The sequence below is a fragment of the Microcella humidisoli genome (genome assembly GCF_024362325.1).
GTDB lineage: Bacteria > Actinomycetota > Actinomycetes > Actinomycetales > Microbacteriaceae > Microcella > Microcella humidisoli.
Genome location: NZ_CP101497.1, coordinates 2,193,437 through 2,216,139, shown reverse-complemented (window position 1 = coordinate 2,216,139; position 22,703 = coordinate 2,193,437). Strand labels below are relative to the sequence as shown.

Below are 22,703 nucleotides of genomic sequence, written 5' to 3'. Positions count from 1 at the left end.
CGTCGCCTGAGGAGGACGACATGACCACCGAGTACCGCGCGACGCCCGAAGCGCTCGCCCGCCTGACCCCGATGCAGCGCAAAGTGACGCAGAACGACGGCACCGAGCCCGCATTCCGCAACGAGTACCACGACAACAAGGCCGCCGGCATCTACGTCGACATCGTCTCGGGGCAGCCCCTGTTCTCGTCGCTCGACAAGTACGACAGCGGCACGGGATGGCCCAGCTTCACCAAGCCCATCGAGGCGAGTGCCGTCACCACGAAGACCGACCGCGGCTTCTTCATGACCCGCACCGAGGTGCGGTCATCCGGAGCCGACAGCCACTTGGGCCACGTGTTCGACGACGGGCCCCGCGATGCGGGAGGCTTGCGCTACTGCATGAACTCGGCCGCGATGCGCTTCATCCCGGTCGACCAGCTCGAGGCCGAAGGCTACGGCCAGTTCACCGCTCTCTTCACGAAGGACGCATCATGACCGACTCTGTCGACATCAGCACGGGTGCCATCACCCGCACCCCCGGAACCGAGACCGCGGTGCTCGCGGGCGGCTGCTTCTGGGGCATGGAAGATCTCATCCGCCGCCAGCCGGGCGTCATCAGCACGCGCGTCGGCTACACCGGCGGCGCGAACGCCCACGCGACCTACCGCAACCACCCGGGTCACGCCGAAGCGGTCGAGATCGTCTTCGACCCGACGGCCACGACCTACCGCGACATCCTGGCGTTCTTCTTCCAGATCCACGACCCGTCGACGCTCAACCGGCAGGGCAACGATGTCGGCACGAGCTACCGTTCGGCGATCTTCCCGCTCAGTCCCGAGCAGGAGCAGGTCGCGCGCGACACGATCGCCGACGTCGACGCCTCGCACCTGTGGCCCGCCAAGGCGGTCACCACGATCGAGCCCGTGGGCCCGTTCTGGCAGGCCGAGGAAGAGCACCAGGACTACCTGCTGAAGTACCCGAACGGCTACACCTGCCACTACCCGCGCAAAGACTGGGTGCTGCCCAAGCGTGACCAGGTCGCGGCCGGCTGACAGCGTGACCGCGCTCGACGCCGCGCCTCGCAGCGGCCGCTTCTTCCCCCTGCGCCCGACCGACCCGCCCGTGCGCCGCTTCGCGGTGCTCGCGCCGGTCGGGCTCGGGGTGGTCGCGGCGCTCGGGGCGGGGTTCTTCGGGTCGGCGGGGGCGCTCGCGATCATCCTGGGTCTGGCGATCTTCACCGTGAGTGCGGGCGTCGCGGCGTGGCAGCTGCGGCGGCGGCACCCGCACGCCCGGCTCGGCCTCGCCAACGCCGTCACCCTTCTGCGGCTCGCGCTCGTCTCCGCGCTCATCATCCCGCTCGTCGGCGGCGCGCATGAGCCCGTCGCGATCATGGCGATCGCGACCGTCTCGCTGAGCCTCGACGGCGTCGACGGCTGGCTCGCCCGCCGCCAGGGGCTCTCCTCCGACTTCGGCGGCAGCTTCGACATGGAGGTCGACTCCGTATTCGCCCTCGTGCTCGCGCTGCTCGCCGCCCTCGGCGGGGCGCCGTGGTTCGTCATCCTGCTCGGCCTGCCCCGCTATCTGTTCTGGGTCGCCGGCGCGATCTGGCCGTGGCTCTACGACCCGCTGCCGCCGCGCTACAGCGGCAAGGTCGTGTGCGTCATCCAGCTCATCGTGCTCATCGTGCTGCAGTCGCCGTGGGTGCCCGCGCCGTTGGCCGTCGTGCTCATCGTCGGCACCCTGGCTGCGCTCGGCTGGTCGTTCGGCCGCGACATCGTGTGGCTGTGGCGCCGCAAGGCCTAGGGCGCCGCGCGCTCGTCGTCGCCGCGCAAGCGCTCGTCACGATCGGCCTGCTCGCCCTGCTCTGGCAGGTGGCCGACGGCGCCGACGCGCTCGCCGTGCTGCTGTCGGTCAACCCATGGTGGATCGCCGCCGCCCTCGCGGCCCTCACGCTGCACACCGTGCTCGCCGCCGAGCGCTGGCGCCTCACCGCGGGCGCACTCGGCCTGCCGCTCGCCCGCGGGCACGCGCTGCGCGAGTACTACTTGGCCCAGCTCGTCAACTCGACCGTGCCCGGCGGCGTCGTCGGAGACGCGGGCCGCGCCGTGCGCAGCCGCGAGCAGGCCGGACTCGCCGTCGCCGCCCAGGCCGTCGTCGTCGAGCGCTTCGCCGGCCAGGTCGCCTTGCTCGCCACCATGGCCCTCGCGGTGACGATCACCACGCTCGTTCCCGGCGGCCTCGAATGGCCCCTGTGGATGCTCGGCCTCGCCGCCGCCCTGACCCTCGGCTCGCTCGCCCTCGTCGGAGTGCTGCTCGCCGCCCGGTGGCTGCCGGGACGCGTCGGCCCGCGCGTCGCCGAGCTCTCGCGCACGGCGGCGGTCGCCCTTGTCGGCCGCCGCTCCCTGCCGCCGCAGCTCGCACTCAGCGCGGGCACGACCGCGTGCATCCTGCTCGCCTTCTGGTTCTGCACGATCGCCGTGGGGCTGAGCCTGCCGTTCGGGGCGATCGTCACGCTCGTGCCGCTCATCCTGCTCACGATGCTCGTGCCGATCACGATCAGCGGGTGGGGCTTGCGCGAGGGGGCCGCGGCCGCGCTGCTGCCCCTGGCCGGCGCGACCGCGAGCGCCAGCCTCGCCGCGAGCGTCGTGTTCGGGTTGGTCGGGCTCGTCGCCGTACTGCCGGGGTTGCTCGGGGTGTGGGCGCGGCCGCGCGGCGGTGCGGAACGCTCGACCCCGTAGGCGATATCGCGATATCATCGGGCTCAGGATCGACGAGGGAGCAGCCGATGACCGACATCCTCATCCGCGGCATGAGCGACGAGTCGGTCGCGCGCATCGAAGAGCAGGCGTCGAGACTCGGGCTCTCGCGCAACGAATACCTGCGGCGGCAGCTCGATGCGCTGGCCGACGTCCAGCGCGAGGCCCCCGCCGAGATCTCCCTCGACGACTTGCGCCGCGCATCCCACGCCGCCCGCGACCTCGACGACCCCGACGTGATGGCCGCCGCGTGGCGGTGACGCCCTGGCTGATCGACAAGTCGGCCTACGTGCGGCTCGCCGACAGTCCCGACGCCGAGCTCTGGCTCACCCGCATCGCCCGCGGCCTCGTGCGCATCACCGGCATCACGCAGCTCGAGATCGGGTACTCGATGCGATCAGCCGAGCAGTCCCGCCTCGAGTTCGCGTCTCCCCCGCTCTCGCTCCTGCCCGTCGAGCACCTGACACCCGGCATCGAACGCCGCGCCCTCGAGGTGCAGCAGCTGCTCGGCGACCGTGGTCAGCATCGCGCCCCGTCGATCCCCGACCTGCTCATCGCGGCGACGGCCGAACTCACGGGCTGCACCGTGCTCGCCGTCGACAAAGACTTCGACCTGGTCGCCGAGGTCACCGGTCAAGCAATCGAACGCCTCGCGCTCTGATCACCGCAGTGTCTCCCCGCCCACCGGTGACCCGTCTGAACCGGTTTATCGCGTCAGGCGCGCAACCAGGCTCGAGCAGCAGCCACCAGGGCTGACACCCCGACCCCGATGGTCGGCTCGATGACGGGCGCGAACTGCGGCGAGTGGTTCGACGGCAGCGAGGCCACCGTCGCGGTGATCTCATCGAGCGACGTCAGGCCCGCGAAGTGCGCGGGGTCGGCACCGCCGAGCAGCCAGTAGACGCACGGCGCCCCCGCCTCGACGGCGAGGATGCCGACGTCTTCGCTGCCGGTCACCACTCCCGGGTCGACGACCATGACGGCGGGCATGGCCTCGGCGAATGCGGTGCGCACCCGGTCGGCCGCCACGGCGTCGTTGACGACGGCCGGGAAGGAGTACTCGGTCTCGATGACCGGCTCACGGTCCGCGCCCGCCGCCAGCGCCTCCGCCCGCACGATGCGCTCGATCGCGGCGAGCACCCGCTGCCGCACGTCGGGGTCGAAGGTGCGGATGCTGAGCCGCAGCTCCGCGGAGTCGGGGATGATGTTCGCCGCCGTGCCCGCGTGCACAGCGCCCACCGTCACCACGGCGGTCTCGGTCGCGGCGATCTCGCGCGACACCACCGTCTGCAGGCGCAGGATCGTCGCGGCCGCGAGCACCACCGGGTCGACGGTGGCCTCCGGCCGCGAGCCGTGGCCGCCGCGGCCGAACAGGGTGATGCGCAGGGCATCCGAGGCCGCGAACGCCGCACCGGTGCGCACACCGAGCGCGCCCGCCGGCAGTGGCGCGACGTGCTGCCCGATGACGATGTCGGGCGTGCCGAACCGCGAGAACAGCCCGTCGTCGATCATCGCGCGGGCGCCCGAGCCTTTCTCCTCGGCGGGCTGGAAGACCGCGAGCACGCGCCCCTGCCAGTCGTCCGCGGCGGCGAGAACCCCGAGGGCACCGAGCAGCGCCGTGACGTGCATGTCGTGCCCGCACGCGTGCATGACGGGCACCTCGGCACCGTCGGGGCCGACCGAGGTCACCGTGCTCGCGTAGGGCAGCCCGGTCTCTTCGCGCACCGGCAGAGCATCCATGTCCGCGCGCATCAGGACGGTCGGACCGGTGCCACGCTCCAGAACGCCCACCACGCCCGTGCCCCCCACGTCCGTCGTCACCGCGAAATCGAGGGCGCGCAGCCGCTCGGCGACGATCGCCGCGGTGCGCGTCTCGGCGAAGCTCAACTCCGGGTGTGCGTGCAGGTCGCGATACAGCTCTGCCAGGTCGGTCATGGTGTGATGGGTCATCGGCTCATCCTTCGCACGGGAGGGGTGCCGATACCTTAACGCGGCACCCTGACCAGCACGTGGAGAACCAGGCATGACCATCACGGCCCCGAGACTCGACCCTCGGCTCAGTCGCAGCTCGATCATCTCGGCCCTCGTGCTCGTCGCGTCGGTCTCGGCGATCCTGGGCCTCACCGCCGTCATCATCGGCCCGAACACCGCGCAGGCGGCGTTCCTCTCGATCATGCTGCTGCTGTCGCCCGTGCGCGCGGCCCAATCGTCGACGCGGGGTGCCGCAGCGCTGCTGGCCGTACTCGTCGCGATCGGCGGCTTCCTGCTGGGGCCGCTCGGGCTCAACGCGGTGCTCGCCGGGGTCGTTCTCGTGAGCATCGCCCAGGCGTTCTTCCGTCTCGGTGACGTGGCCACGATGACGCGCGCCCCCGTCAACCTGCTCGCGTTCGCGGGGCTCGCGACGACGGGCGCCGAACTGTGGCAGGTGGTGCTGGGCACCGTCGTCGGAGCGGCGTTCACGCTCGTGCTCGCCCGACTGCTGCCGCCGAGCGAGACCCCGCCCACCGTCGGGTCGCTGCGCGACCGGCTCGATGACGGCATCGCCCTCGCCCTCGGGGCCGTGCTGATCGTCGTACTCGCCGAGTGGGCCGACTTCCCCTTCGCCGGGTGGGCGCTGCTCTCGCTGTGCATGATCGTGACCGTCGGCGGCGAGGCGCGCACGTCGCGCTCCGTCGAGCGCGTCGTCGGCACCATCCTCGGCGCCGTGCTCGCCACCCTCGTCTCGTTCGCGCCGGCGCCGTGGCCGCTCGTCGCCGCCCTGCTCTGCGGAGTGCTCGCCGTCGCCTACCTCCGACAGGGCACCTACGCGATGTTCGCCATGTTCTTGACCCCGGCCGTGCTGCTCACCAGCACGACGGACCTCACGGCGGTGCAGCTCGGCATCCGCCGCATCGAAGCGGTTCTGGCCGCGGCCGTCATCGCAATGGTGTTGACGACGATCGTCGGGGCGCTGCAGCGCCGACGCTCAGCGGCGGCTCGCGACGCCGCCGCCGACTAGACCGTCTCGCCGTCGAACTCGTCGTCGTCGGTCGCCGCGACCTCGGCGCGGGCGGGCCGCTCGCCGACCGCCGTACCCGGAATGATGCCGGTGCCGGGCGCGTGCTTCTCGCGCTCCACCACGAGCCACTCGGGCCGGTTGTCGAGCAGCGCGCGAACCTCGGCCGTCGTCATGTGGTCGCTCACGCCCGCACGGGCGAGCGCCGAATTCGACACGCCCAGCCGGCGCGACACCTCGTCGCGCGGGTGCGGGCCCTCCTTGCGCAGCGTCGTCAGCCACGCGGGCGGGCTGTCGTTCAGCGCCTGCAGCTGCGTGCGCGTGATCGGCGTCGCCTGAAACTCTTCCGGCGTCGCGGGCAGGTACAGCCCGAGCTTCTTCGCCGCCGTCGCGGGGCTCAGCAGCTGCTCCTTCTTCGGCTTCGGCTGCTGGCGGCGGTCTTCGCGCGGGGTGTCGGTCATGGTGTCGAGCGTACTGCCGGGCGGCCCGCCGGGCCGCGCCGGTAGCCTGAGCGCATGGCCGCCCCCTACGCCGACCCGCTGCGCGTCGCCTTCGTACCCGGCGTGACCCCGGGCAAATGGGAACGCGTCTGGCGCGACCGCCGCCCGCGCGGCCGCCTCGACCTGATCCCGATGAATCAGGATGCTGCGCTCACGGCGCTCACGGAGGGCGCCGCCCACATGGCGCTGCTGCGTGACGTGGCGGCCGACGAGACCTGGCACGCCATCCCGCTCTACCGCGAAGCGCCCGTCGTCGTCGCCCCGAAAGGATCGCTCGTCGCCGGACTCGACAGCGTGACCCTCGCCGAGCTGGGCGGGCTCGACGACGTGGTTGTGCTGACCGTCGACCTGCACGGCGGCAGCGGATCCGACGCCGTCGAACTCGTCGCCGCGAACGTCGGTGTCGCCGTCATGCCCCAGTCGGTGGCCCGCGCGCACTCGCGCAAAGACGTCGTCGCACGGCCCGTGACCGACGGGGTCGAGACGAGCATCTCGCTCGTGTGGCCGGCCGCGGGCGCGCATCCGATGGTCGATGAGTTCATCGGCATCGTGCGGGGCCGCACGGCGAACAGCTCGCGCTAGCGCCTCGCGTGTCTCGTGCTGGCAGGACGCCCGAGCGTCAGGTGGCCAGCTCGTCGACCCACGTCGCCCGCAGCCGCAGCGCCCGCTCCGAGCTCGCCACAATGGCCGCGAGGGTCACCACGACGTTCTGCAGCGGCGAGAGACGGATCGGCGAGGTGAACTGCCCCAGGCTCTCGGCGATCGCCGGGGCCGCGCTGATGACCTCGACGAGCTGCGGCACGGTGACGGCGAGTGCGCCGAAAACGATGAGGGCGCTCACCGCTCCGATCACTCGACTCGCGACGGGGTGGCGCCGATCGAACCGGGCGCGACGACCGTGCGCCGATCGCGGGTGCGGGTCGAGCCGCCGCTCGGTGCCGTGATCGGGCACGAAGTGGCAGCGCTTCACGCCGAACGTGCCCGCGCGCACGTCGATGGCCCCTCCCGGCACCCGGAACATCGCCGGCAGCCGTGACCAGGCGGTCTGCCTGCCGTTCGCGTAGAGCCGCGCGCGCACCTCGCCGTCGGAGCGGTCGCCGAGCGTGCGGATGTCGACCGCGTAGGTGGTGGTGCCGCCCTGGCCGTCGGCCAGTGTCAGCGTCATCAGCGTGCGGACGGGGGTGTGCCACCACCGGTAGGGCGGCAGTTCGCTGCCGTCGCCCGGCTTTACCCGGCTCGCGAACACACCCCGCCGCCACGTCGACCCCGCCATGCGTGTTCATCCCCTCGCTTAGTAGTACAGTGTGCTAGTAGCAAGCGAGAGTAGCACACTGTACTAATACAGACGGAGGTGGCCACCGTGCCTGAGCGCCAGACCCCGGGTTCGACGCGCGACCGCATCCTGTCGGCCGCCGCTGCGATGCTCGCCGACGACCCCGCCGCAACCCTCAGCGTGCGCGCGGTCGCGCAGCGGGCGGGCGTCAGCATGGGCTCACTGCGGCACTTCTTCCCCACCCAACGAGACCTCATCGACGCGGTCGTGGCAGCGATCGCCGCCATCCAGCCCACCGACGAGCTCGAGAGCGCGCTGCACGACACCACTCGGCCCGCCGTCGATCGCCTCGTCGACCTCCTGCGCGGCACCCTCCGCGATGCGCTCGCCGACGAGTCGGCGCGCGCCCGGCTACGCTCCGCCCTGGCCGCGCCCTCGTCCATCCCCACCGACGAACAGGCCGCGCCTACCCTCGCCCTCGAACGGCTTGCGCTTCGCCAGATCGCCGGCTGGGTGACGACGCTGCACGCCGAGACCGACGACGACGACGCGAGCACTCTGCTGTTCGACGCCGACGCGGGCGCGCGGTTCCTCGGCACCGTGCTCACCGGCCTCGTCACCGAGCAGGCACTGCCCGGCGCACTCTCGCGGGCCGCCTTCCATGACGGCACTCTCCGCATCGCCGCCACAGCCGTTCTCTCGACCCGGGGGTGACGGCGCTCGATACGCTGACGTCGCGACGTCGACCATCGCCCACCGCCGAGGAGGCGCCATGAAACTGCTGCTCACGTCGGGCGGAGTCACCAACCCCACGATCCGCCGATCGCTCGACGACATGCTCGGCAAGCCCGTGAGCGAGAGCACGGCGCTCTGCATTCCGACCGCGATGTACGGGCATCCGTGGGTCGGGCCCGGCGTGAAGGCCTGGGAGTTCATCAGCGGCCGCGCCGAGAACCCGATGGTCGACCTGGGCTGGAAGTCGGTCGGCGTGCTCGAGCTCACCGCCCTGCCCAGCATCGACGATGAGCGCTGGAAGCCCCTCGTGCTCGAGACCGACGTGCTGCTCGTCGCCGGCGGCGACGCCCTCTACCTCGCCCACTGGGTGCGCGAGTCGGGGCTCGACACGCTCTTCCCGCAGCTCGCGAACACCGTGTGGGTGGGCATGAGCGCGGGCAGCATGGTCATGACGCCGCGGATCGGCCGCGAGTTCGTCGGGTGGCGGCCGGCGGGCGACGGCGAGGTTGACGACACCGCGCTCGGACTCGTCGACTTCTCGATCTGCCCCCACCTCGCCCCCGACGGCGAGCCCGGCAACTCGCGCGCCGCCTCCGAAGGCTGGGCGGCCAAGCTCGACACCCCCGCCTACGCGATCGACGACCAGACGGCCATCAGCGTCGTCGACGGCGAGGTGCAGGTCGTCAGCGAAGGCGAATGGATGCCCTTCCCGCGCTGAGCGGAACACGGCGCCCAACCGCCCGGGCGGGCCTCAGCGCCACGGGCGGTAGAAGCCCCACACCCCGTTCGACAGCTCGCCGGCCGCAAAGCGGATAGTGCGACCTTCCACCCACATGTCGTAGACCGACATGTCGTGCACCTGCGTCGGGTACGAGGGATGCCGCACGTACGCGATTTCGCCGGTCGAGATCCACGACTGCTCCCACGGGTTCACCCCGTCGATCTCGATGGGGTCGCGCTCGAACACGACGCCGACGGGCGTCCAGTCGTCGGTCGGGTCGGCGGGCATGTCGTGACCCTAACGGCCGCGGGGTACCGGAGGCACCCCGCGGCTCGAGGGTGCTACCAGAAATGGACCCCGTCAGGCGCGAGGGCTCCGCCCATGCCATCCATCGGGCGCTGCGTGATGTTCCTCAGCTGCCGGTAGTTGACGAGCCAGATCGGCGCGTCAGGCGGGCAGTCCTGCAAGAACTCGATGACCTCCGCCACGTCGAAGAAGACGAACTCCTTCGGCACCGGGCGGTAAAGCGGCCACATCAGATCGTGCTCCATGGTGATTCCTTCCGAGACAACACCCGCCCGGTGGGCGGGGTGGGCTCGAAGGAGGAGTCATGCCGACACGATAGCTCGCAGGCCCGACACGCCGCTTCGTGTTGATCGCCCACTCCCCGACGAGCGTCACCACAACGTGATCGATGTTGGCTTTCGACCGCGGAATGCGGGGATCATGGATCACTGGGATGCTCTCCGACGCCACCCCGTCGAACCGAGCCCCCACCGCCGCCTCGCCGCTAGCCTCAAACCATCAACCCGTCAGGTTCACTCGGGGCGAGCTCGCTAGTTGTTTGTGCCAGCGTCAGCCGCGCGGAGCAATCCCCGTCCTTGGCTCGCGATGGACTTGACCGTCGATCGGCAGCCCGCGTAGCCGCCGATACCTAACTGACCAGCGGGCAAGCTTCTCGAAATCTCGAGCAAATCCTGGAGCCCCGAGCCTCGTTCTTTCGTCGACTACGAAAAGTTCAAGTGCACGCCACGAGTTAATGATGAGCACGCTATACATCTGAAGAATGAGTCGACGCCTTAGGAGTCGATGCCTGACTACGAAACCAAGTTGCTGGAACAGCTCAACTTCCTGCTCCGCCGCCTGGATGTCTTCCGCATCCCAGTTGGAGTGATGTCGCTGAAGCCCCAGCACCCTCTGTGAACTTGCTTTGTGGGTCGGATCCAGCATCCCAGCGAATACCCCTTGTAGTGCCTGCAGTTCTCTCGCCCTGCTGCCTTGTAGCACTTGCTGGAAACCGAAGACGATGGCGAATACCACGAAGCCGGCCTGAATCACCGCTGACCACTGAACTGCCAGATCAAGGACGTCGTCCACTGCACTCCTATCAGAATCGAACTTGTGCCGAGATTCGGCTTCGCGTTCTGAAACTGCGACCAAGGCGAATGACGCGGGCTCAAGTTTCAACCTCGTGACTGCCACCAAAGCTCGAATACCTTTCAAGGAGTAGTCAAAGCTCACGGAGTCGGTTCGGGCAAGTTGGGGACCAGAACACTTGGATCTGATCCCCGCAAGTACCTTTCAGCCAACGCCTAGTTGGTCCGATCGCTCTGTTTGCATCAGGACGACAGGTACGCACGCTAATCGGAAGTCGGGAAAGTACGCTTGCCGCAATCGCTTCCTCTAGCGCAAGGTACGCCGATCGAACTCATTGAGGCTGCTCTTGGAATCACGTGACGAAGGGGAAACGCTCCCCGACTACGCTGAGCCTCATGATCGACGCCGCCCGCGACGCCCTCCGCGCGTTCGTGGCCGAGCGGGACTGGGCGCAGTTCCACTCTCCCGAGAACCTCGCCAAGAGCATCTCGATCGAGGCCGCCGAACTGCTCGAGCTGTTCCAGTGGAATGCCGACGCCGACCCGCAACGACTGCGCGACGAGCTGGCCGACGTACTCACGTACTGCATCCTGCTCGCCGACCAGATCGGCGCCGACCCGCAGCAGCTCGTACTCGACAAACTCGAGCAGACCCGGGCGAAATACCCCGCCGAGAAGGCCCGCGGACGCAGCGAGAAGTATGACCAGCTTTGAGATTCAGCGCGTGCCGTTCGACAAGCACGCGGTGCGCACCTGGGCGAAGGGCGACCCCCGCCACCGCAACTGGCCCGTCGTCTACCTGCTCGACGGCGGCCGCGGTGGCCGGCCGAGCGGCGGGCTCGACGACGTCTACGTCGGCGAGACGCTCAACGCCGAAGCACGCATGCTGCAGCACCTCGACAACGACGAGAAGCGGCAGGCGCTCTCCGAGATCCGCGTCGTGCTCGACGACCGCTACAACAAGTCCGTCTGCCTCGACCTCGAATCGCACCTGATCCGACTGCTCGCTGGTGACGGCGCGTACCGGGTGCTCAACCGCAACGACGGCATCACCGACTCGGCGTACTACGACCGCGAGCTGTACCGCGAGTCGTTCCGGCAGGTGTTCGAGCAGCTGCGCGCCGAGGGTGTCTTCACGCGCAGCATCCCCGAGATCGAGAACAGCGACCTCTTCAAGCTCTCCCCCTACAAGGCACTCACCACCGACCAGGCGATTGCCGTCGAAGACATCGTCGAAGGCCTGCTCGACGACCTCAGAGCCGACACCGGCGAGCTGCTCATCGTGCAGGGCGAACCCGGAACGGGCAAGACCGTCGTCGCGATCTACCTCATGAAGCTGCTCGCCGACATCGCCGCGTCGAAGCCCGACGACGAGCCCGATGCCGACTCGATCTTCTCCGACTTCTTCACCGAAGGGCACCGCGAGCTGCTCACCGACTTCCGGGTCGGGCTCGTCGTGCCGCAGCAGTCGCTGCGCAAGAGCATCCAGCGTGTGTTCAAGCGCACGCCCGGACTGAGCCCCAGCCAGGTGCTCACTCCGTTCGACGTCGGCGCCGACGACCAGCCGTGGGATCTGCTCATCGTCGACGAAGCCCACCGCCTCAACCAGCGCGCCAACCAGCCGTCGGGCGTGCAGAACCGCAAGTTCATCGACATCACCACCAAGCTCTTCGGCGTCGACGACATCACCAAGACGCAGCTCGACTGGATTTGCGCGCGCAGCCGCCACCAGATCCTCATGGTCGACCCCGAGCAGAGCGTGCGCCCGGCCGACCTGCCGCCCGAACTGCTGCGCTCGCTCGTCGACGAGGCCAAAGGCGAGCGGCGGCACTACCCGCTCACCTCGCAATTGCGGGTCAAAGCCGGCGAAGACTACATCGGGTGGGTACGCAGCATCCTGCGCCCGGGCCCGCCCGATCCGGATGCTCCGCCTCCCGCACTCCGCACCTTCGAGGGCTACGACCTGCGGTTCTTCGACGACCTCGGCGAGATGCACGACGCCATTCGCGAGCGCGACGCCGAGCACGGGCTCGCGCGCCTCGTCGCCGGATACGCGTGGGAGTGGAAGAGCCGCAACGACCCCACCGCCTACGACATAGAGCTCGACGGCCGCCAGCTGCGCTGGAACACCACCGCCACCGACTGGATCGCGTCGAAGACTTCGATCGACGAAGTCGGCTCGATCCACACCGTTCAGGGCTACGACCTCAACTACGCCGGCGTCATCATCGGCAACGACCTGCAATGGGACGAGGATGCTCAGCGCCTGATCGTCGACCGCGACAGCTACTTCGACAAGAAGGGCAAGGAAAACAACCCGACGCTGGGCAAGACGTACAGCGATGAGGATCTGCTGCGGTACATCTGCAATGTGTATGCGGTGCTGATGACTCGCGGGATTCGGGGGACGTACGTTTACGTACGCGACCGAGGGCTTGAAGCTCAACTAGCCAAGTATTTTGTCTGAAAGTTCCGCTGCGTGCGAGTCGGCGTGAAGCATCTGGGCCAGCGCGAGGTGCCCGGCGTGGCTAGTAATCAGCGTCACTTCACCGTGACACCATGAGAATACGTCCGGTTAGGCGCAAGGAGCGAAGCAATTGCAGCTTTCAACGATTGAGTTCAATGGATACAAGCGGCTTCATCGGGCTTCATGCAACGTGGACGGCCACACGATTGCCTTTATCGGACCAAACGAATCCGGAAAGAGCAGCGTCCTCCGCGGGTTGTCATGGCTTACGGAGGACGGCGATTCGCCGCTCCCGTTGCGTGATCAGAATCGACGAGAGCGGCCGCGAGAGGACGCCCTGATCGTGCTAGCTCGGTACCGACTCGAAGCAGAAGATCTGGAAGCTCTGCGAGAACTCGATATCGACCCAAGCTCGCCGATTGACGCCAGCAACGTCAAGGAGTTCCGTTTGTCCCGCCGACTTGACGGTGGTCATGTCACTGGTCTTGTTACCAGCCTTACTAGGAATCGAGCTCCTTTCGAGAGGGCAATCCAGTGGCTGGACAAGGTGGAATCTGCCTTGTCAGGCGCAGTCGACTTACTCACAGAACACAAGGTCGACGACTTCGCAACTGCCCTGAGGGATGCGAGGACGCTACTCGATCCGGACGACGAGGACTGGGGCAAGGAGCGAGTCGACCATTGCAGATCGGTCATCACGGAACTCGACGCAGCGATTTCGCAAGTTGAACGGATTGGAGTGCGATCTGCCAAGCTGACGAAACTTCGTGACTCTCTCAAGAAGTTTCTTCCCGCTCTCCAGCAGGCGGCCGCCTCAGGAGCACTACCTGACCCTGAAGCGAGCATGCGAGCTCTACTCGCAACGCGTGTTCCGAGGTTCGTGCTATTCACAGACGATGACCGTGATCTGGCTGAAAGCTATAACCTGAGCGACGATAGACTTCGGGCCCGATTGCCCGCGCCGCTCAGGAATCTGCTAACGGTCGCAGGAACCACGGCTGAGGATGTCTGGAGCGCGACGGCGGGCGATGACGCTGCGACCATGCGAACTCTAGAACGTCGGATGAATGAGACTCTCAAGACCCGACTGCAGCCCATGTGGACTCAATCGAAGTTAACCGTTGAGCTCGCTTTGAACGTAGGCGGTCTTCTGGAAGTCAACATCCAGGAACTAGATAGCCCAGACTTCACGGTCACGCCGATTGCTGAACGAAGCGACGGCCTACGCGCGTTCCTCGGACTTGTTTGCTTCTTGATAGCCACTGAGTTGAAGATTCCACCAGTCCTTATGATCGACGAGGCAGAGCGCAATCTGCACTACGACGCACAAGCAGACCTCATTCGCGTCCTAACTCGGGAACTGAAGGTTCACAAGGTAATTTACACAACGCACTCACCGGGATGTTTGCCTCTAGACCTGGGAACGGGAATTCGTGTGGTCGCTCGTATTCCGGACGATCCTGGAATCAGCACCCTGCAGAACAATTTTTGGACGAGCGACGAACCGGGCTTCTCACACCTGCTTTTTGCGATGGGCGCCGAGGCTGCTGCATTCTCGGCTTTCAGACGCGCCGTGTTGGCAGAAGGCGTCAGCGAAATGATCCTCCTGCCGACGCTGCTACGAAATGCTACCGACGGCTCACAACTTGACTTCCAAGTCGCCTTCGGACTTTCGAATCTCTCAGCGCCACGCGCAATAAGCTCCGTAGCGCTGATCACCACATTCCTTGTCGACGGAGATGATTCTGGTGACCTCAAGAGAGCTCAGCTGATTCAAGCTGGCGTGCCCACAGCGCATGTATTCCAGTTACCACGTGGCAAGGCAATCGAAGACCTCATCGATCGAGCTGTCTACCTAGAGACGGTCAACACTTTTCTTGCAGAAATGGGCAAGAGTCTTCCGGGCAATGCCCTGGACCGAAGCGTGACTATCGCCAGGGCTGTCGATGACTATGCCAAAACGGAACTAGGAATACCCGGAGGCGTGAGTCACAAGATCATTGCCGCTCGACTTGCTCTAATTGGAGACGAACTGCCCCTGAACGCTGCAGGACGGCGATTTCTGTCGGACCTGCGACCAAAGTTAGAACGCGCCTTCGAAGAGCCGTATGTTCTTCGACAGTCGGACTCCTAGAGCTCATTCAGGGCGAAAAAGGTTTACTCCGGGCAAGGACCGAAAATGATGCCGATCAAAAAGGACCGATTGTGTGAGCCGACCACGCCATTTCCCGCAGTTTCTCCATGGTGGCCACTCAATCATGCGCAATTGGTCGGCTCTCTTCGCGCAGACTAATCGCGGGGGCTTGTCTGAGTCTCCACAACATGTTGGCGGAACCTTCGCCGTCGACCTTCATTGAATGGCAGAACCCTGGTGTAGCTTGCCGTCGTCTGTGAGCCGTCCTTTCAGGTAGCGCCGCTCGGGGTCGCTCGGGGCGAGCTCGAGGGCTCGACGGTAGTGCGGCAGAGCATCCGCGGGGCGGCCCGCGCGGCGGAGCAGGTCGGCGCGGGTGGCGTGGAGGAGGTGGTACTCCCCCAGCTGCGCGTCGAGGTTGAGGGCGTCGAGGAGGGTGAGGCCAGCATCCGGGCCGTCGGAAAAGGCCACGGCGATCGCTCGGTTGAGATCGACGATGGGCGATGGGGACGCCTGGCTGAGGTGGGCGTAGAGGGTGGCGATGCGGGCGAAGTTCGTCGCCGCGGCCGTCGGGGCCGTCGCGTGCTCGGCGGCGATCTTGGCCTGCAGCAGGTAGGGGCCGGGCGGGGCGCCGAGATGGTGGAGGGTGCGCTCGACTGAGGCGAGCATCCGGGAGCCTTCGTTGATCGCGGCGGCGTTCCACTGGGAGCGGTCTTGGTCTTCGAGGAGGACGAGGTCTCCGGCGGCGTCGAGGCGCGTGGCCGCACGCGAGTGCTGGAAGAGCTCGAGGGCGAGCAGGGCCAGCACCTCGGGCTGCTGCGGCATGAGCTGCGCCACGAGACGCGTGAGGCGGATCGCCTCGTCGGCGAGGGCGGGGCGGATGAGGTCTGATCCGCTGCCGGACGAGTAGCCCTCGGTGAAGAGCAGGTAGAGCACGGCCAGCACGCCCGCGGTGCGCTCGGGCAGCAGGTGCGGCGGCGGCACGCGGTATGGGATGTTCGCGCTGCGGATCTTCGCGCGCGTGCGCACCAGGCGCTTCTGCAGGGTCTGCTCGCTCACCAGGAAGACGTGCGCGGTCTCGGCGACGCTCAGGCCCAGCACGGTGCGGAGGGTGAGGGCGACGCGGCTCTCCATCGCGAGGGCGGGGTGGCAGCAGGTGAAGATGAGGCGGAGGCGGTCGTCGTCGATCGTGGTGTCGGGCATCGTCTCCTCCTCGGGGGTGTCGGTGAGTTCGTGCGCGTGGCGCTCGGTGGCTTTGCGCTCGGTCGTGGCTTTGCGGATGGCGTCGATCGCCGCGTTCTTCGCGACCGTCGTGAGCCAGGCGCCCGGGTTGTCGGGGATTCCGCGCTCGGGCCAGGTCGTCAGCGCGCGGGTAACGGCGTCGTGGAAGGAGTCCTCGGCGAGATCCCAGTCGCCGGTCGTGCGGATGAGGGTGGCGACGATGCGCAGGCGCTCCGAAGCGACGACCTCGGCGAGCGTGGTGCTCACCTTGGTCGTCGCGGTCGGAGCCTTCTCAGGGCCGGGTGCGGGCATCCATCGCCTGATCGTTTCGGTGCTGCTCTGCCTAGGCGCCCAGTTCGAGCGGCCAGAGCGGGCGCACCTCGACGAGGCCGAAGCGGGCCATGGGGTGCGCGGCCGCGAGCTCGATCGCCTCGTCGAGGTTGTCGACCTCGATGAGGTCGAAGCCGGCGATCCACTCCTTCGACTCAGTGAAAGGGCCGTCGGTGAGGATCGTCTTGCCGTCGCGCACCGTCACCGTCGTGGCGTCGGAAGGCGGGCGCAGGCGGTCGCCGACGATGGCGGCTCCGCGGCGCTCGAGGTCGGCCACCCACTCCTCGATGTTGTCTTCTTCGGGCACGTAGGCGGGGGCGGCGGGGTCGCTCACGATGAGCAGGAGGTAGCGCATCAGCTTGCCTGTTCCGTGTGCATCAGGCGGCGGACCTCGATCGGCGAATGCTTCGCCTCGGCGAAACGGCCGGCGATCTCGACCGCGCGCTCGTGGCTCGCGACGTCGACGATGTAGTAGCCGCCGACGAACTCCGTGCCCTCGGTGAACGGGCCGCGCGTCGTGATGGGCTGGCCGTTGTGGTGGCCGATCACCGTGACGTTCTCGGTGTCGAGCTCGTTGGTGTCGACGAACTCCTCCTTCGCGATGAGCTCTTCGATGATCGCATCGTGAGTGTCGTAGAGGGACTGCTGGAGTCCGTCGGCCCAAGCCGCCTCGGCGGTCTCGTTCGAGTGGATGAGGATCATGTAGCGCACTGGTTGACCTGCCTTCGGTTGGGGGTCATTACATCAGGGCGACGAAGGCGGGGGTAGAGGGAGGACAGGGGCGCGGACTGTTTTTTGGTTGGAGCTGTCTTCGGTCCCGCCCTTGGCAGCAGGTCGGCACACGTGGCGTGCAGCTAGTGATGCGCCCCCAGGTGAGCGTCGAGGCAGGCGAGATGGGGACCAAGGCGTGCTGAGCGATGATCTGGGCTGCATGTCGGAGGCGACTCTTACCGTAGAGTGTGCAGTAAACGCAAAAAACGTAACAATGTGCGAAGATAGCGTCTAGGATAGGAAGTGATCGTGATGTCTGCAAACACACTAGATAGCACTACGTACGAGCCCACGAACAGTGAGCAACTCGCCCGAGTACACGATTTCATCGCTGCGCATGAGGCGGCGGGCCGAGGGGCGGTCGCTCGCCGATTCCTTCTGGCCGGGCCCGATGCAGGCGAGCAGATCGAGTTGCCCGAAGAGATGTACCGCCTGTTGGTGCATGTTACCGACGCGATGAGTCGCGGCATGGCAGTGACGATCGCGCCCCGGTCGACCACGCTAACGACGAGCCAGGCCGCCGAACTGCTCGGGATCAGCCGCCCCACGCTCATTAAGTTTCTCGATGAAGGGCGCATCTCGTTCACAAAAGTGAACTCTCACCGTCGACTCTCACTGCACGACGTATTGGAGTTTCAGAAGGCTCGACGCGACGAGCAATACGCGGCACTCGAGGCGATGCGCGTCGACGTTGACGACGATGCGCCGATTGAGGAAGTACTCGCGCAACTTCGAGAAACACGGCGTGCGATTGCCAAGCGACGAGCGGACAAAGGCTCGATCTGACATTCTGAGCAAGTGTTTGTTGCGTTGCTCGACACCAATGTGGTGTGGCCAAGCTTGCAGCGCGACTTCTTGCTCTCGCTACACATCCAGGGTGCATACCGAGCTGTGTGGAGCGAGGCGATTCTTGAAGAACTCGAGTATCACGAGGCATTGAAGCTCATGAAGCGCGGTGTCGACGAACGCGAAGCTGAACAACGTGCTCACGCACTCATTGCACAGATGCGCGAGCACTTCTCTGACTCGGTCATTCTCGGTTGGGAAGGTCTCGACGGCACGTTTGGTCTGCCTGACCCCGACGACGAGCACGTCGTCGCGGCGGCCGTCGTTGGCGGCGCCGAAGTGATCGTCACCGAGAATCTCCGGCACTTTCCTGCCGAGCTCTTGCCAGCCGGGATCGAAGTTCTAGGGGCTGCAGAGTTCGCGCGCAACACCGTCGATCTCAGCCCACGCGGGGCCATCGCCGCAGTGGATGAGATCGTGGCCCGATCGGGGCGGTTGGGGCCGCAGCTGACACGCGAAGGGACGCTTGATGTTCTCGAGACTCGGTACGGCATGGTCGAAGCAGTTCGCGCGATGCGGGAGTATCTCGGCTCGTAGCTCTGCTCGCGGCGCCGAGCGGTGCTCGGCGCCGGTTCCGCGTGGCAGGTTGGGATTTGTCCCTGGTGCTCCCCCAGACGCGGCGGAGCCGCGACTGGGGCCCCTCGCGCCGGGGGCCCACCTGCTCGCAGGTGCTCACCCGATTCACGCCCGGGGAAACGAAAAAAGAGGGAGCCAAAGGCTCCCTCTTTTTTCGTTTCGTCGGGCTGACAGGATTTGAACCTGCGACCCCTTGACCCCCAGTCAAGTGCGCTACCAAGCTGCGCCACAGCCCGTGGCTGTGCCCGTGGGCACGAAGAGAGAGTCTAGCGCGTTGGGGGCGGGGGCGTGACACTCGCGGGAGGGGGCGGCGGGGCATCCGGAGACGGGCGACGCGGACCAAAAGTCGCCGTCAGCAGCGCCGTTACGGTGAGCACGCACGCCGCCGTCAGGAGGGCCGTTGTCACGCCGGAGAGGAAGGACTCTTTCGCGGCGGCGATGATGGGGGTGGCGGCGGCTCCGAAGTCGGCGACCCGCGGGGATTGGGTGAAGGCGATCGAGGATTCGATGGCCGAGGCGATCGTGGGCGGGAGGCCCGCGATCGCATCCTGCACGCCGGATTTGTAGGTGGCCGTGAGGATGCTGCCGAGCACGGCGATGCCGAGAGCGCTGCCGAACTCGCGGGCGGTGTCGTTGACCGCAGAGGCTACGCCCTGCTTCGAAGCGGGCAGGGACTGGGTGATCGCGGTCGTCGACGGAGCGCCCGAGAGGGCCATGCCGATGGCGAAGAGCACGATGCCGGTGCCGAAGACGGCGTAGTTCAGCTCGACCTCGAGTTGGGCGAAGACGACGAACGCGGCGGCGATGAGGAGGAGGCCGACGGGGGCCACGCGGCGGTATCCGAAGCGCTCGGCCAGGCGCGGCGAGACGCGCGCGAGCGGGATGAGGATGAACGGCATCGGCAGCAGGCACGCCGCCGCCCACAGCGGGCTCAGTCCGGCCACGAACTGCAGGTACTGCAGGGCCGCGAAGAAGAAGCCGAACGCGGCGAAGAACTGCACCGAGAGCGACAGGCTGCCCATGCTGAACCCGCGCACGCGGAACAGCCGCGGGTCGAGCAGCGGGGCCGGCGAGCGCCACTCCCACAGCACGAACGCCACGAGCGCGGCCAGCCCGACGGCGAGGGCACCGAGCGCGAGCGGGTCATCCCAGCCCCGTTCTGGGATCTCGATGATGCCGAACACGATGCCGCCGACCGCGAGCAGGCTCAGCACCGCGCCCAGGCCGTCGAAGCGGGGTGGATGCTCGTCTCGCCCCTGGGGAACCACCAGCGCTGTGCCCACGAAGCCGATGGCCGCGAGGCTCACGTTGAGCCAGAAGAACGACGGCCACTCGAACCACTGCAGCAGCACGGCGGCGACGAAAACACCGATCGCGGCTCCCCCGCCGGCGACGCCGACCCACACGCCCACGGCTTTGCCGCGCTCGCTCTCGGGGAATGTGGTCGTGATGACCGAGAGCGTCGTCGGCATGATCGCGGCGGCGCCGATGCCCATGACGGCGCGCAGGGCGATGAGGGTCTCGGGGTCCTCGGCGAAGGCGGCGGCGCCCGCCGCGACGCCGAAGATCGCGAGGCCCACCAAGAGGACGCCCTTGCGGCCCACCCGGTCGCCGATCGCCCCCGAGGCGAGCAGCAGGCCGGCGAAGATGACGGTGTAGGCGTCGACGATCCAGGTGAGCTCGGTCTGGCTCGCGCCCGTCGCGCGGGCGAGGCTCGGCAGGGCGACGTTGAGTCCGCTCACGGCCGAGACGACCGTCATGAGCGAGAGGCTCACGACCAGCAGCACGAGGCGGGTGCGGCGCGGGGTGAGGGTCTCGGTCATGGGCGTGATGCTACGCCCGCCGTGCCGGGGCAGTGGATATCGTGGGGAGCGTGAGTGAGCATCCCCCGTCGGAATCGACGCCCGACCGCAGCGGATCGGCGGGCGCGCGCGGAGCCTGGATGGCCACCGGCATCACCTTCTTCGCCGTCGGCGTCGTGTTCACGATCGTCATGCCCGACAACATCGCGCTCGGCATCACGTTCTTGGGCGTCGGGGTCGTGTTCTTCTCGCTCGCCGGGTCGCAGCGGGCGCCGGGTGACGGGCCGGGGGTGCCTCCTGCTGGGCCGGGTGCGGCCGACGCTGCTGCGGCCGACGCCGCTGCTGCCGCGCCGCCTGCCCCTGACGTCGCGTCGCCGCCTTCGTCGCCCGATGTCGCGTCGCCGCCTTCGTCGCCGGATGTTGCGTCGCCGCCGGAGCCACCCCGCGCCTGATTCTTCCCCTGTGGATGCTCCGCCCCCGATGTCGGTCGTCGAATGTATGTTCGAACCATCCAGATCGAGCCGAGCGGCGGAAGGGGTGGCGCGTGATGACGATGCTCGTGACGCCACTCGACGTCGCGGACGCCCCGCACGATGCCGCCCCGCACGATGCCGCCGGGCACGACGCTGCAGGGCATGACGCAGCAGGGCACGACACTGCCGGGCACGACGCCGCAGGGCACGCAGTCGGCGGGGCGCTGTCCGCGGCGGTGGATGCTCTCACGCGCGTCCCCCGCGAGCTCGACCTCTATCGTTCCCTGGGCGACGACGCGTTGCTCGCGCTCACGCGCGTCGCGGCTGACGAGGTGCGCCTCGCGCAACTGCACGTGTCGCTGCTGGCGGGAGAGATCGCGCGCCGATCGGCTCCCGAGCTGGGGTCGGAGGGGCTCGCGCAGCGCACGGGTCATCGCACCCCCGACGAACTCGTGCGCGTCACGACCGGCACGCGCGTCGCGGATGCCCGAGCAGCGGTGCGGGTCGGGGCGGCGATGGCGGGGGCCGATGCCGGCCCTCTCGGGGTTGACGGTGAAGCGCAGCCTGGTTCGACAGTCGGTTCGGCCGGCGGTTCGGCAGGCGGTTCGACACCCACTTCGGCGCTCGGCATCGCCGTACTCGAGGGTCGAGTGAGCGTGGCCGTCGCCGACGCGGTGCGCCTCGGACTGGGCTCGCCCTCCCCCGCGCTGACGGCCGAGATGCTCGACGCCGCGGCCGAGCAGTTGCTGCCTCGCGTGGCCGAGCTCGACGCCGACCGCGCCGCGCGCGAAGCACGGGCGATGCGCGACGACCTCGACCTGCTCGGCCTGCCCGAGCGCGAGGAGGCTCGGCGGGCGCAGCGCTCGTTCCGGCTCGGGCGTCGTGCTGACGGCATGGGCTACGCGCACTGGGTGCTCGATCCCGAGACCTTCGCGATCGTGAGCGACGTCTACGACCGCGTCACCTCGCCGAAGCGTTCGATGCCGAGCTTCGACGACGGCGCCCCATCGGCCGCGCCGTCCCCGTCCGCTGCCGACACCTCCACCGGCGCCGGCGCGTCCGACCTCGACGACGACCGCACCCCCGAGCAGCGGGCGAGCGACACGATCGCCGAGCTGCTCCGGCAGGGCGTCGCCGCCGATACCTCGCAGCTGCTCGGCGACGCACCCATCGGCGTGCGCGTCATCGTCGCGGCGCGGGCGCTCGACGCCCGGCAGGGCCGCGGATTCCTCGAGGGCCAGCCTGACGCCGTCTCCATCGCCACAGTCGAGCGCCTCGCGTGCAGCACCGGCACGGTCACACTCACCGTCGACGGCCACCCCGACAACGCCGGCCAGCCCCTCAACCTGGGGCGCGAGCGGCGCCTGTTCAGCCGGGCGCAGCGCGTCGCGCTCGCCGCCCGCGACGGCGGATGCCGGTGGCCCGGCTGCGAACGACCACCCTCCTGGTGCGAAGCCCACCACATCGAGCACTGGCAGCGCGACGGCGGGCGCACCGACGTCGCCGACGGAATCCTGCTCTGCCGACATCACCACCTGCTCGCGCACAACAACGGCTGGGAGATCCGCCGCGACGGCCCGCGCTACCTGCTCGTGCCGCCCGACGACGGGCGCGGCCCTGAGATCGAGCGCGTGCGCGACCGGCGCAGCGACGAGATCGAGCGCGTGCGCGAGATGCCGACGCGCAGTCGGGCGCTACTCGACGCCCTGAACGCCTGAGAACCTGCGCGCCTGCGCGCCTGGGGGCCTG

The 22,703-nt window shown here is 68.0% G+C and carries 27 protein-coding genes and 1 tRNA gene; 17 read left to right on the top strand and 11 right to left on the bottom strand.

Annotated elements, in window-relative coordinates; all coding sequences use genetic code 11:
- The first annotated feature begins 20 nt into the window (after nt 1-20).
- From msrB to NNL39_RS10790, 6 genes are read left to right on the top strand one after another with little or no spacing between them, the layout of a single operon-like run.
- Nucleotides 21-476, top strand: coding sequence for a peptide-methionine (R)-S-oxide reductase MsrB (gene msrB, locus NNL39_RS10815; RefSeq protein ID WP_255159285.1), 456 nt, complete (start codon nt 21-23; stop codon nt 474-476).
- Nucleotides 473-1,033: a peptide-methionine (S)-S-oxide reductase MsrA gene (gene msrA, locus NNL39_RS10810; protein WP_255159284.1), complete on the top strand. Its 561-nt coding sequence runs from the start codon at nt 473-475 to the stop codon at nt 1,031-1,033. Before msrB ends, msrA begins: the two co-directional genes overlap by 4 nt.
- Before the next feature lie 4 nt (nt 1,034-1,037).
- Nucleotides 1,038-1,784 carry a CDP-alcohol phosphatidyltransferase family protein gene (locus tag NNL39_RS10805; RefSeq protein ID WP_255159283.1) on the top strand — a complete coding sequence of 249 codons (747 nt, stop codon included), beginning with the start codon at nt 1,038-1,040 and terminating at the stop codon, nt 1,782-1,784.
- Nucleotides 1,766-2,719 carry a lysylphosphatidylglycerol synthase transmembrane domain-containing protein gene (locus NNL39_RS10800; protein ID WP_255159282.1) on the top strand — a complete coding sequence of 318 codons (954 nt, stop codon included), beginning with the start codon at nt 1,766-1,768 and terminating at the stop codon, nt 2,717-2,719. The genes NNL39_RS10805 and NNL39_RS10800 overlap by 19 nt, the downstream gene beginning before the upstream one ends.
- A gap of 47 nt (nt 2,720-2,766) precedes the next feature.
- Nucleotides 2,767-2,997 carry a type II toxin-antitoxin system VapB family antitoxin gene (gene vapB, locus NNL39_RS10795; RefSeq protein WP_255159281.1) on the top strand — a complete coding sequence of 77 codons (231 nt, stop codon included), beginning with the start codon at nt 2,767-2,769 and terminating at the stop codon, nt 2,995-2,997.
- Nucleotides 2,988-3,398 (top strand): PIN domain nuclease, encoded by a 411-nt coding sequence (locus tag NNL39_RS10790; protein WP_255159280.1) that lies wholly within the window; start codon nt 2,988-2,990, stop codon nt 3,396-3,398. Before vapB ends, NNL39_RS10790 begins: the two co-directional genes overlap by 10 nt.
- A 53-nt stretch (nt 3,399-3,451) precedes the next feature.
- Here the strand turns inward: NNL39_RS10790 and NNL39_RS10785 are convergent, their stop codons facing one another.
- Nucleotides 3,452-4,687, bottom strand: coding sequence for an amidohydrolase (locus NNL39_RS10785; RefSeq protein WP_255159279.1), 1,236 nt, complete (start codon nt 4,685-4,687; stop codon nt 3,452-3,454).
- A gap of 73 nt (nt 4,688-4,760) precedes the next feature.
- Between NNL39_RS10785 and NNL39_RS10780 the strand changes: the two genes are divergently transcribed.
- Nucleotides 4,761-5,735, top strand: coding sequence for an FUSC family protein (locus tag NNL39_RS10780; RefSeq protein ID WP_255159278.1), 975 nt, complete (start codon nt 4,761-4,763; stop codon nt 5,733-5,735).
- Here the strand turns inward: NNL39_RS10780 and NNL39_RS10775 are convergent.
- Entirely contained in the window at nt 5,732-6,193 is a 462-nt protein-coding gene (locus tag NNL39_RS10775; protein WP_255159277.1) for a DUF5997 family protein, read from the bottom strand. The two genes, NNL39_RS10780 and NNL39_RS10775, sit on opposite strands and share 4 nt — an antisense overlap.
- 54 nt (nt 6,194-6,247) lie before the next feature.
- On the opposite strand from NNL39_RS10775, the gene NNL39_RS10770 reads away from it, so the two are divergent.
- Entirely contained in the window at nt 6,248-6,814 is a 567-nt protein-coding gene (locus tag NNL39_RS10770) for a LysR substrate-binding domain-containing protein (protein ID WP_255159276.1), read from the top strand.
- A 37-nt stretch (nt 6,815-6,851) separates the two neighbouring features.
- Here the strand turns inward: NNL39_RS10770 and NNL39_RS10765 are convergent, their stop codons facing one another.
- Complete coding sequence (locus NNL39_RS10765) at nt 6,852-7,505, bottom strand: hypothetical protein (RefSeq protein WP_255159275.1); 654 nt, start codon at nt 7,503-7,505, stop codon at nt 6,852-6,854.
- A gap of 87 nt (nt 7,506-7,592) precedes the next feature.
- On the opposite strand from NNL39_RS10765, the gene NNL39_RS10760 reads away from it, so the two are divergent.
- Complete coding sequence (locus tag NNL39_RS10760) at nt 7,593-8,219, top strand: TetR/AcrR family transcriptional regulator (protein WP_255159274.1); 627 nt, start codon at nt 7,593-7,595, stop codon at nt 8,217-8,219.
- A 58-nt stretch (nt 8,220-8,277) separates the two neighbouring features.
- Entirely contained in the window at nt 8,278-8,958 is a 681-nt protein-coding gene (locus NNL39_RS10755; RefSeq protein ID WP_255159273.1) for a Type 1 glutamine amidotransferase-like domain-containing protein, read from the top strand.
- Nucleotides 8,959-8,991: 33 nt separating this feature from the next.
- Here NNL39_RS10755 and NNL39_RS10750 read toward each other — a convergent pair whose 3' ends face one another.
- The 3 genes from NNL39_RS10750 to NNL39_RS10740 all read right to left on the bottom strand — a co-directional run bounded on the left by NNL39_RS10750 (nt 8,992) and on the right by NNL39_RS10740 (nt 10,338).
- Nucleotides 8,992-9,249, bottom strand: a complete 258-nt coding sequence (locus NNL39_RS10750) for a hypothetical protein (RefSeq protein WP_255159272.1) — start codon at nt 9,247-9,249, stop codon at nt 8,992-8,994.
- A 53-nt stretch (nt 9,250-9,302) separates the two neighbouring features.
- On the bottom strand, nt 9,303-9,512 hold the full coding sequence (locus tag NNL39_RS10745; RefSeq protein ID WP_255159271.1) for a hypothetical protein: 210 nt from the start codon (nt 9,510-9,512) through the stop codon (nt 9,303-9,305).
- Between the two features lie 304 nt (nt 9,513-9,816).
- The gene (locus tag NNL39_RS10740) at nt 9,817-10,338 is read right to left on the bottom strand and encodes a hypothetical protein (protein ID WP_255159270.1); all 522 of its coding nucleotides are present in this window, start codon (nt 10,336-10,338) and stop codon (nt 9,817-9,819) included.
- Nucleotides 10,339-10,733: 395 nt separating this feature from the next.
- Between NNL39_RS10740 and NNL39_RS10735 the strand changes: the two genes are divergently transcribed.
- The 3 genes from NNL39_RS10735 (at nt 10,734) to NNL39_RS10725 (ending at nt 14,938) form a co-directional block, all read left to right on the top strand.
- On the top strand, nt 10,734-11,051 hold the full coding sequence (locus tag NNL39_RS10735; RefSeq protein WP_255159269.1) for a nucleotide pyrophosphohydrolase: 318 nt from the start codon (nt 10,734-10,736) through the stop codon (nt 11,049-11,051).
- Nucleotides 11,038-12,804 (top strand): DNA/RNA helicase domain-containing protein, encoded by a 1,767-nt coding sequence (locus NNL39_RS10730; protein WP_255159268.1) that lies wholly within the window; start codon nt 11,038-11,040, stop codon nt 12,802-12,804. Before NNL39_RS10735 ends, NNL39_RS10730 begins: the two co-directional genes overlap by 14 nt.
- Nucleotides 12,805-12,994: 190 nt before the next feature.
- Nucleotides 12,995-14,938, top strand: coding sequence for an AAA family ATPase (locus NNL39_RS10725; protein WP_255159267.1), 1,944 nt, complete (start codon nt 12,995-12,997; stop codon nt 14,936-14,938).
- A gap of 216 nt (nt 14,939-15,154) precedes the next feature.
- Here NNL39_RS10725 and NNL39_RS10720 read toward each other — a convergent pair whose 3' ends face one another.
- From NNL39_RS10720 to NNL39_RS10710, 3 genes are read right to left on the bottom strand one after another with little or no spacing between them, the layout of a single operon-like run.
- Nucleotides 15,155-16,468: an RNA polymerase sigma factor gene (locus tag NNL39_RS10720; RefSeq protein ID WP_255159266.1), complete on the bottom strand. Its 1,314-nt coding sequence runs from the start codon at nt 16,466-16,468 to the stop codon at nt 15,155-15,157.
- A 31-nt stretch (nt 16,469-16,499) separates the two neighbouring features.
- Nucleotides 16,500-16,841, bottom strand: a complete 342-nt coding sequence (locus NNL39_RS10715) for a YciI family protein (RefSeq protein ID WP_255159265.1) — start codon at nt 16,839-16,841, stop codon at nt 16,500-16,502.
- The gene (locus NNL39_RS10710; RefSeq protein ID WP_255160940.1) at nt 16,841-17,188 is read right to left on the bottom strand and encodes a YciI family protein; all 348 of its coding nucleotides are present in this window, start codon (nt 17,186-17,188) and stop codon (nt 16,841-16,843) included. Before NNL39_RS10710 ends, NNL39_RS10715 begins: the two co-directional genes overlap by 1 nt.
- A gap of 321 nt (nt 17,189-17,509) precedes the next feature.
- Here NNL39_RS10710 and NNL39_RS10705 point away from each other — a divergent pair, with 321 nt between their 5' ends.
- Together NNL39_RS10705 and NNL39_RS10700 are read left to right on the top strand one after the other, a co-directional pair.
- Entirely contained in the window at nt 17,510-18,043 is a 534-nt protein-coding gene (locus NNL39_RS10705) for a helix-turn-helix domain-containing protein (RefSeq protein WP_255160939.1), read from the top strand.
- A gap of 24 nt (nt 18,044-18,067) precedes the next feature.
- A complete protein-coding gene (locus NNL39_RS10700; RefSeq protein WP_255159264.1) occupies nt 18,068-18,640 on the top strand; it encodes a PIN domain-containing protein in 573 nt (190 codons plus the stop codon).
- A gap of 201 nt (nt 18,641-18,841) precedes the next feature.
- Here NNL39_RS10700 and NNL39_RS10695 read toward each other — a convergent pair.
- Nucleotides 18,842-18,915 (bottom strand) — tRNA-Pro (locus tag NNL39_RS10695).
- A gap of 30 nt (nt 18,916-18,945) precedes the next feature.
- A complete protein-coding gene (locus NNL39_RS10690; protein ID WP_255159263.1) occupies nt 18,946-20,502 on the bottom strand; it encodes an MFS transporter in 1,557 nt (518 codons plus the stop codon).
- 50 nt (nt 20,503-20,552) lie between these two features.
- On the opposite strand from NNL39_RS10690, the gene NNL39_RS10685 reads away from it, so the two are divergent.
- The gene (locus NNL39_RS10685; RefSeq protein ID WP_255159262.1) at nt 20,553-20,933 is read left to right on the top strand and encodes a hypothetical protein; all 381 of its coding nucleotides are present in this window, start codon (nt 20,553-20,555) and stop codon (nt 20,931-20,933) included.
- Nucleotides 20,934-21,028: 95 nt separating this feature from the next.
- The gene (locus NNL39_RS10680) at nt 21,029-22,672 is read left to right on the top strand and encodes an HNH endonuclease signature motif containing protein (RefSeq protein ID WP_255160938.1); all 1,644 of its coding nucleotides are present in this window, start codon (nt 21,029-21,031) and stop codon (nt 22,670-22,672) included.
- Nucleotides 22,673-22,703: the final 31 nt, after the last annotated feature.

Coding starts and splice junctions, on each gene's coding strand:
- NNL39_RS10745 (WP_255159271.1), bottom strand. CDS start 9,512: ATGGAGCACGATCTGATGTGGCCGCTTTACCGCCCGGTGCCGAAGGAG.
- NNL39_RS10730 (WP_255159268.1), top strand. CDS start 11,038: ATGACCAGCTTTGAGATTCAGCGCGTGCCGTTCGACAAGCACGCGGTG.
- NNL39_RS10705 (WP_255160939.1), top strand. CDS start 17,510: ATGTCTGCAAACACACTAGATAGCACTACGTACGAGCCCACGAACAGT.
- NNL39_RS10710 (WP_255160940.1), bottom strand. CDS start 17,188: ATGATCCTCATCCACTCGAACGAGACCGCCGAGGCGGCTTGGGCCGAC.
- NNL39_RS10680 (WP_255160938.1), top strand. CDS start 21,029: ATGACGATGCTCGTGACGCCACTCGACGTCGCGGACGCCCCGCACGAT.
- NNL39_RS10720 (WP_255159266.1), bottom strand. CDS start 16,468: ATGCCCGCACCCGGCCCTGAGAAGGCTCCGACCGCGACGACCAAGGTG.
- msrA (WP_255159284.1), top strand. CDS start 473: ATGACCGACTCTGTCGACATCAGCACGGGTGCCATCACCCGCACCCCC.
- NNL39_RS10785 (WP_255159279.1), bottom strand. CDS start 4,687: ATGACCCATCACACCATGACCGACCTGGCAGAGCTGTATCGCGACCTG.
- NNL39_RS10750 (WP_255159272.1), bottom strand. CDS start 9,249: ATGCCCGCCGACCCGACCGACGACTGGACGCCCGTCGGCGTCGTGTTC.
- NNL39_RS10775 (WP_255159277.1), bottom strand. CDS start 6,193: ATGACCGACACCCCGCGCGAAGACCGCCGCCAGCAGCCGAAGCCGAAG.
- NNL39_RS10780 (WP_255159278.1), top strand. CDS start 4,761: ATGACCATCACGGCCCCGAGACTCGACCCTCGGCTCAGTCGCAGCTCG.
- NNL39_RS10735 (WP_255159269.1), top strand. CDS start 10,734: ATGATCGACGCCGCCCGCGACGCCCTCCGCGCGTTCGTGGCCGAGCGG.
- msrB (WP_255159285.1), top strand. CDS start 21: ATGACCACCGAGTACCGCGCGACGCCCGAAGCGCTCGCCCGCCTGACC.
- NNL39_RS10770 (WP_255159276.1), top strand. CDS start 6,248: ATGGCCGCCCCCTACGCCGACCCGCTGCGCGTCGCCTTCGTACCCGGC.
- NNL39_RS10755 (WP_255159273.1), top strand. CDS start 8,278: ATGAAACTGCTGCTCACGTCGGGCGGAGTCACCAACCCCACGATCCGC.
- NNL39_RS10690 (WP_255159263.1), bottom strand. CDS start 20,502: ATGACCGAGACCCTCACCCCGCGCCGCACCCGCCTCGTGCTGCTGGTC.
- NNL39_RS10715 (WP_255159265.1), bottom strand. CDS start 16,841: ATGCGCTACCTCCTGCTCATCGTGAGCGACCCCGCCGCCCCCGCCTAC.
- NNL39_RS10765 (WP_255159275.1), bottom strand. CDS start 7,505: ATGGCGGGGTCGACGTGGCGGCGGGGTGTGTTCGCGAGCCGGGTAAAG.
- vapB (WP_255159281.1), top strand. CDS start 2,767: ATGACCGACATCCTCATCCGCGGCATGAGCGACGAGTCGGTCGCGCGC.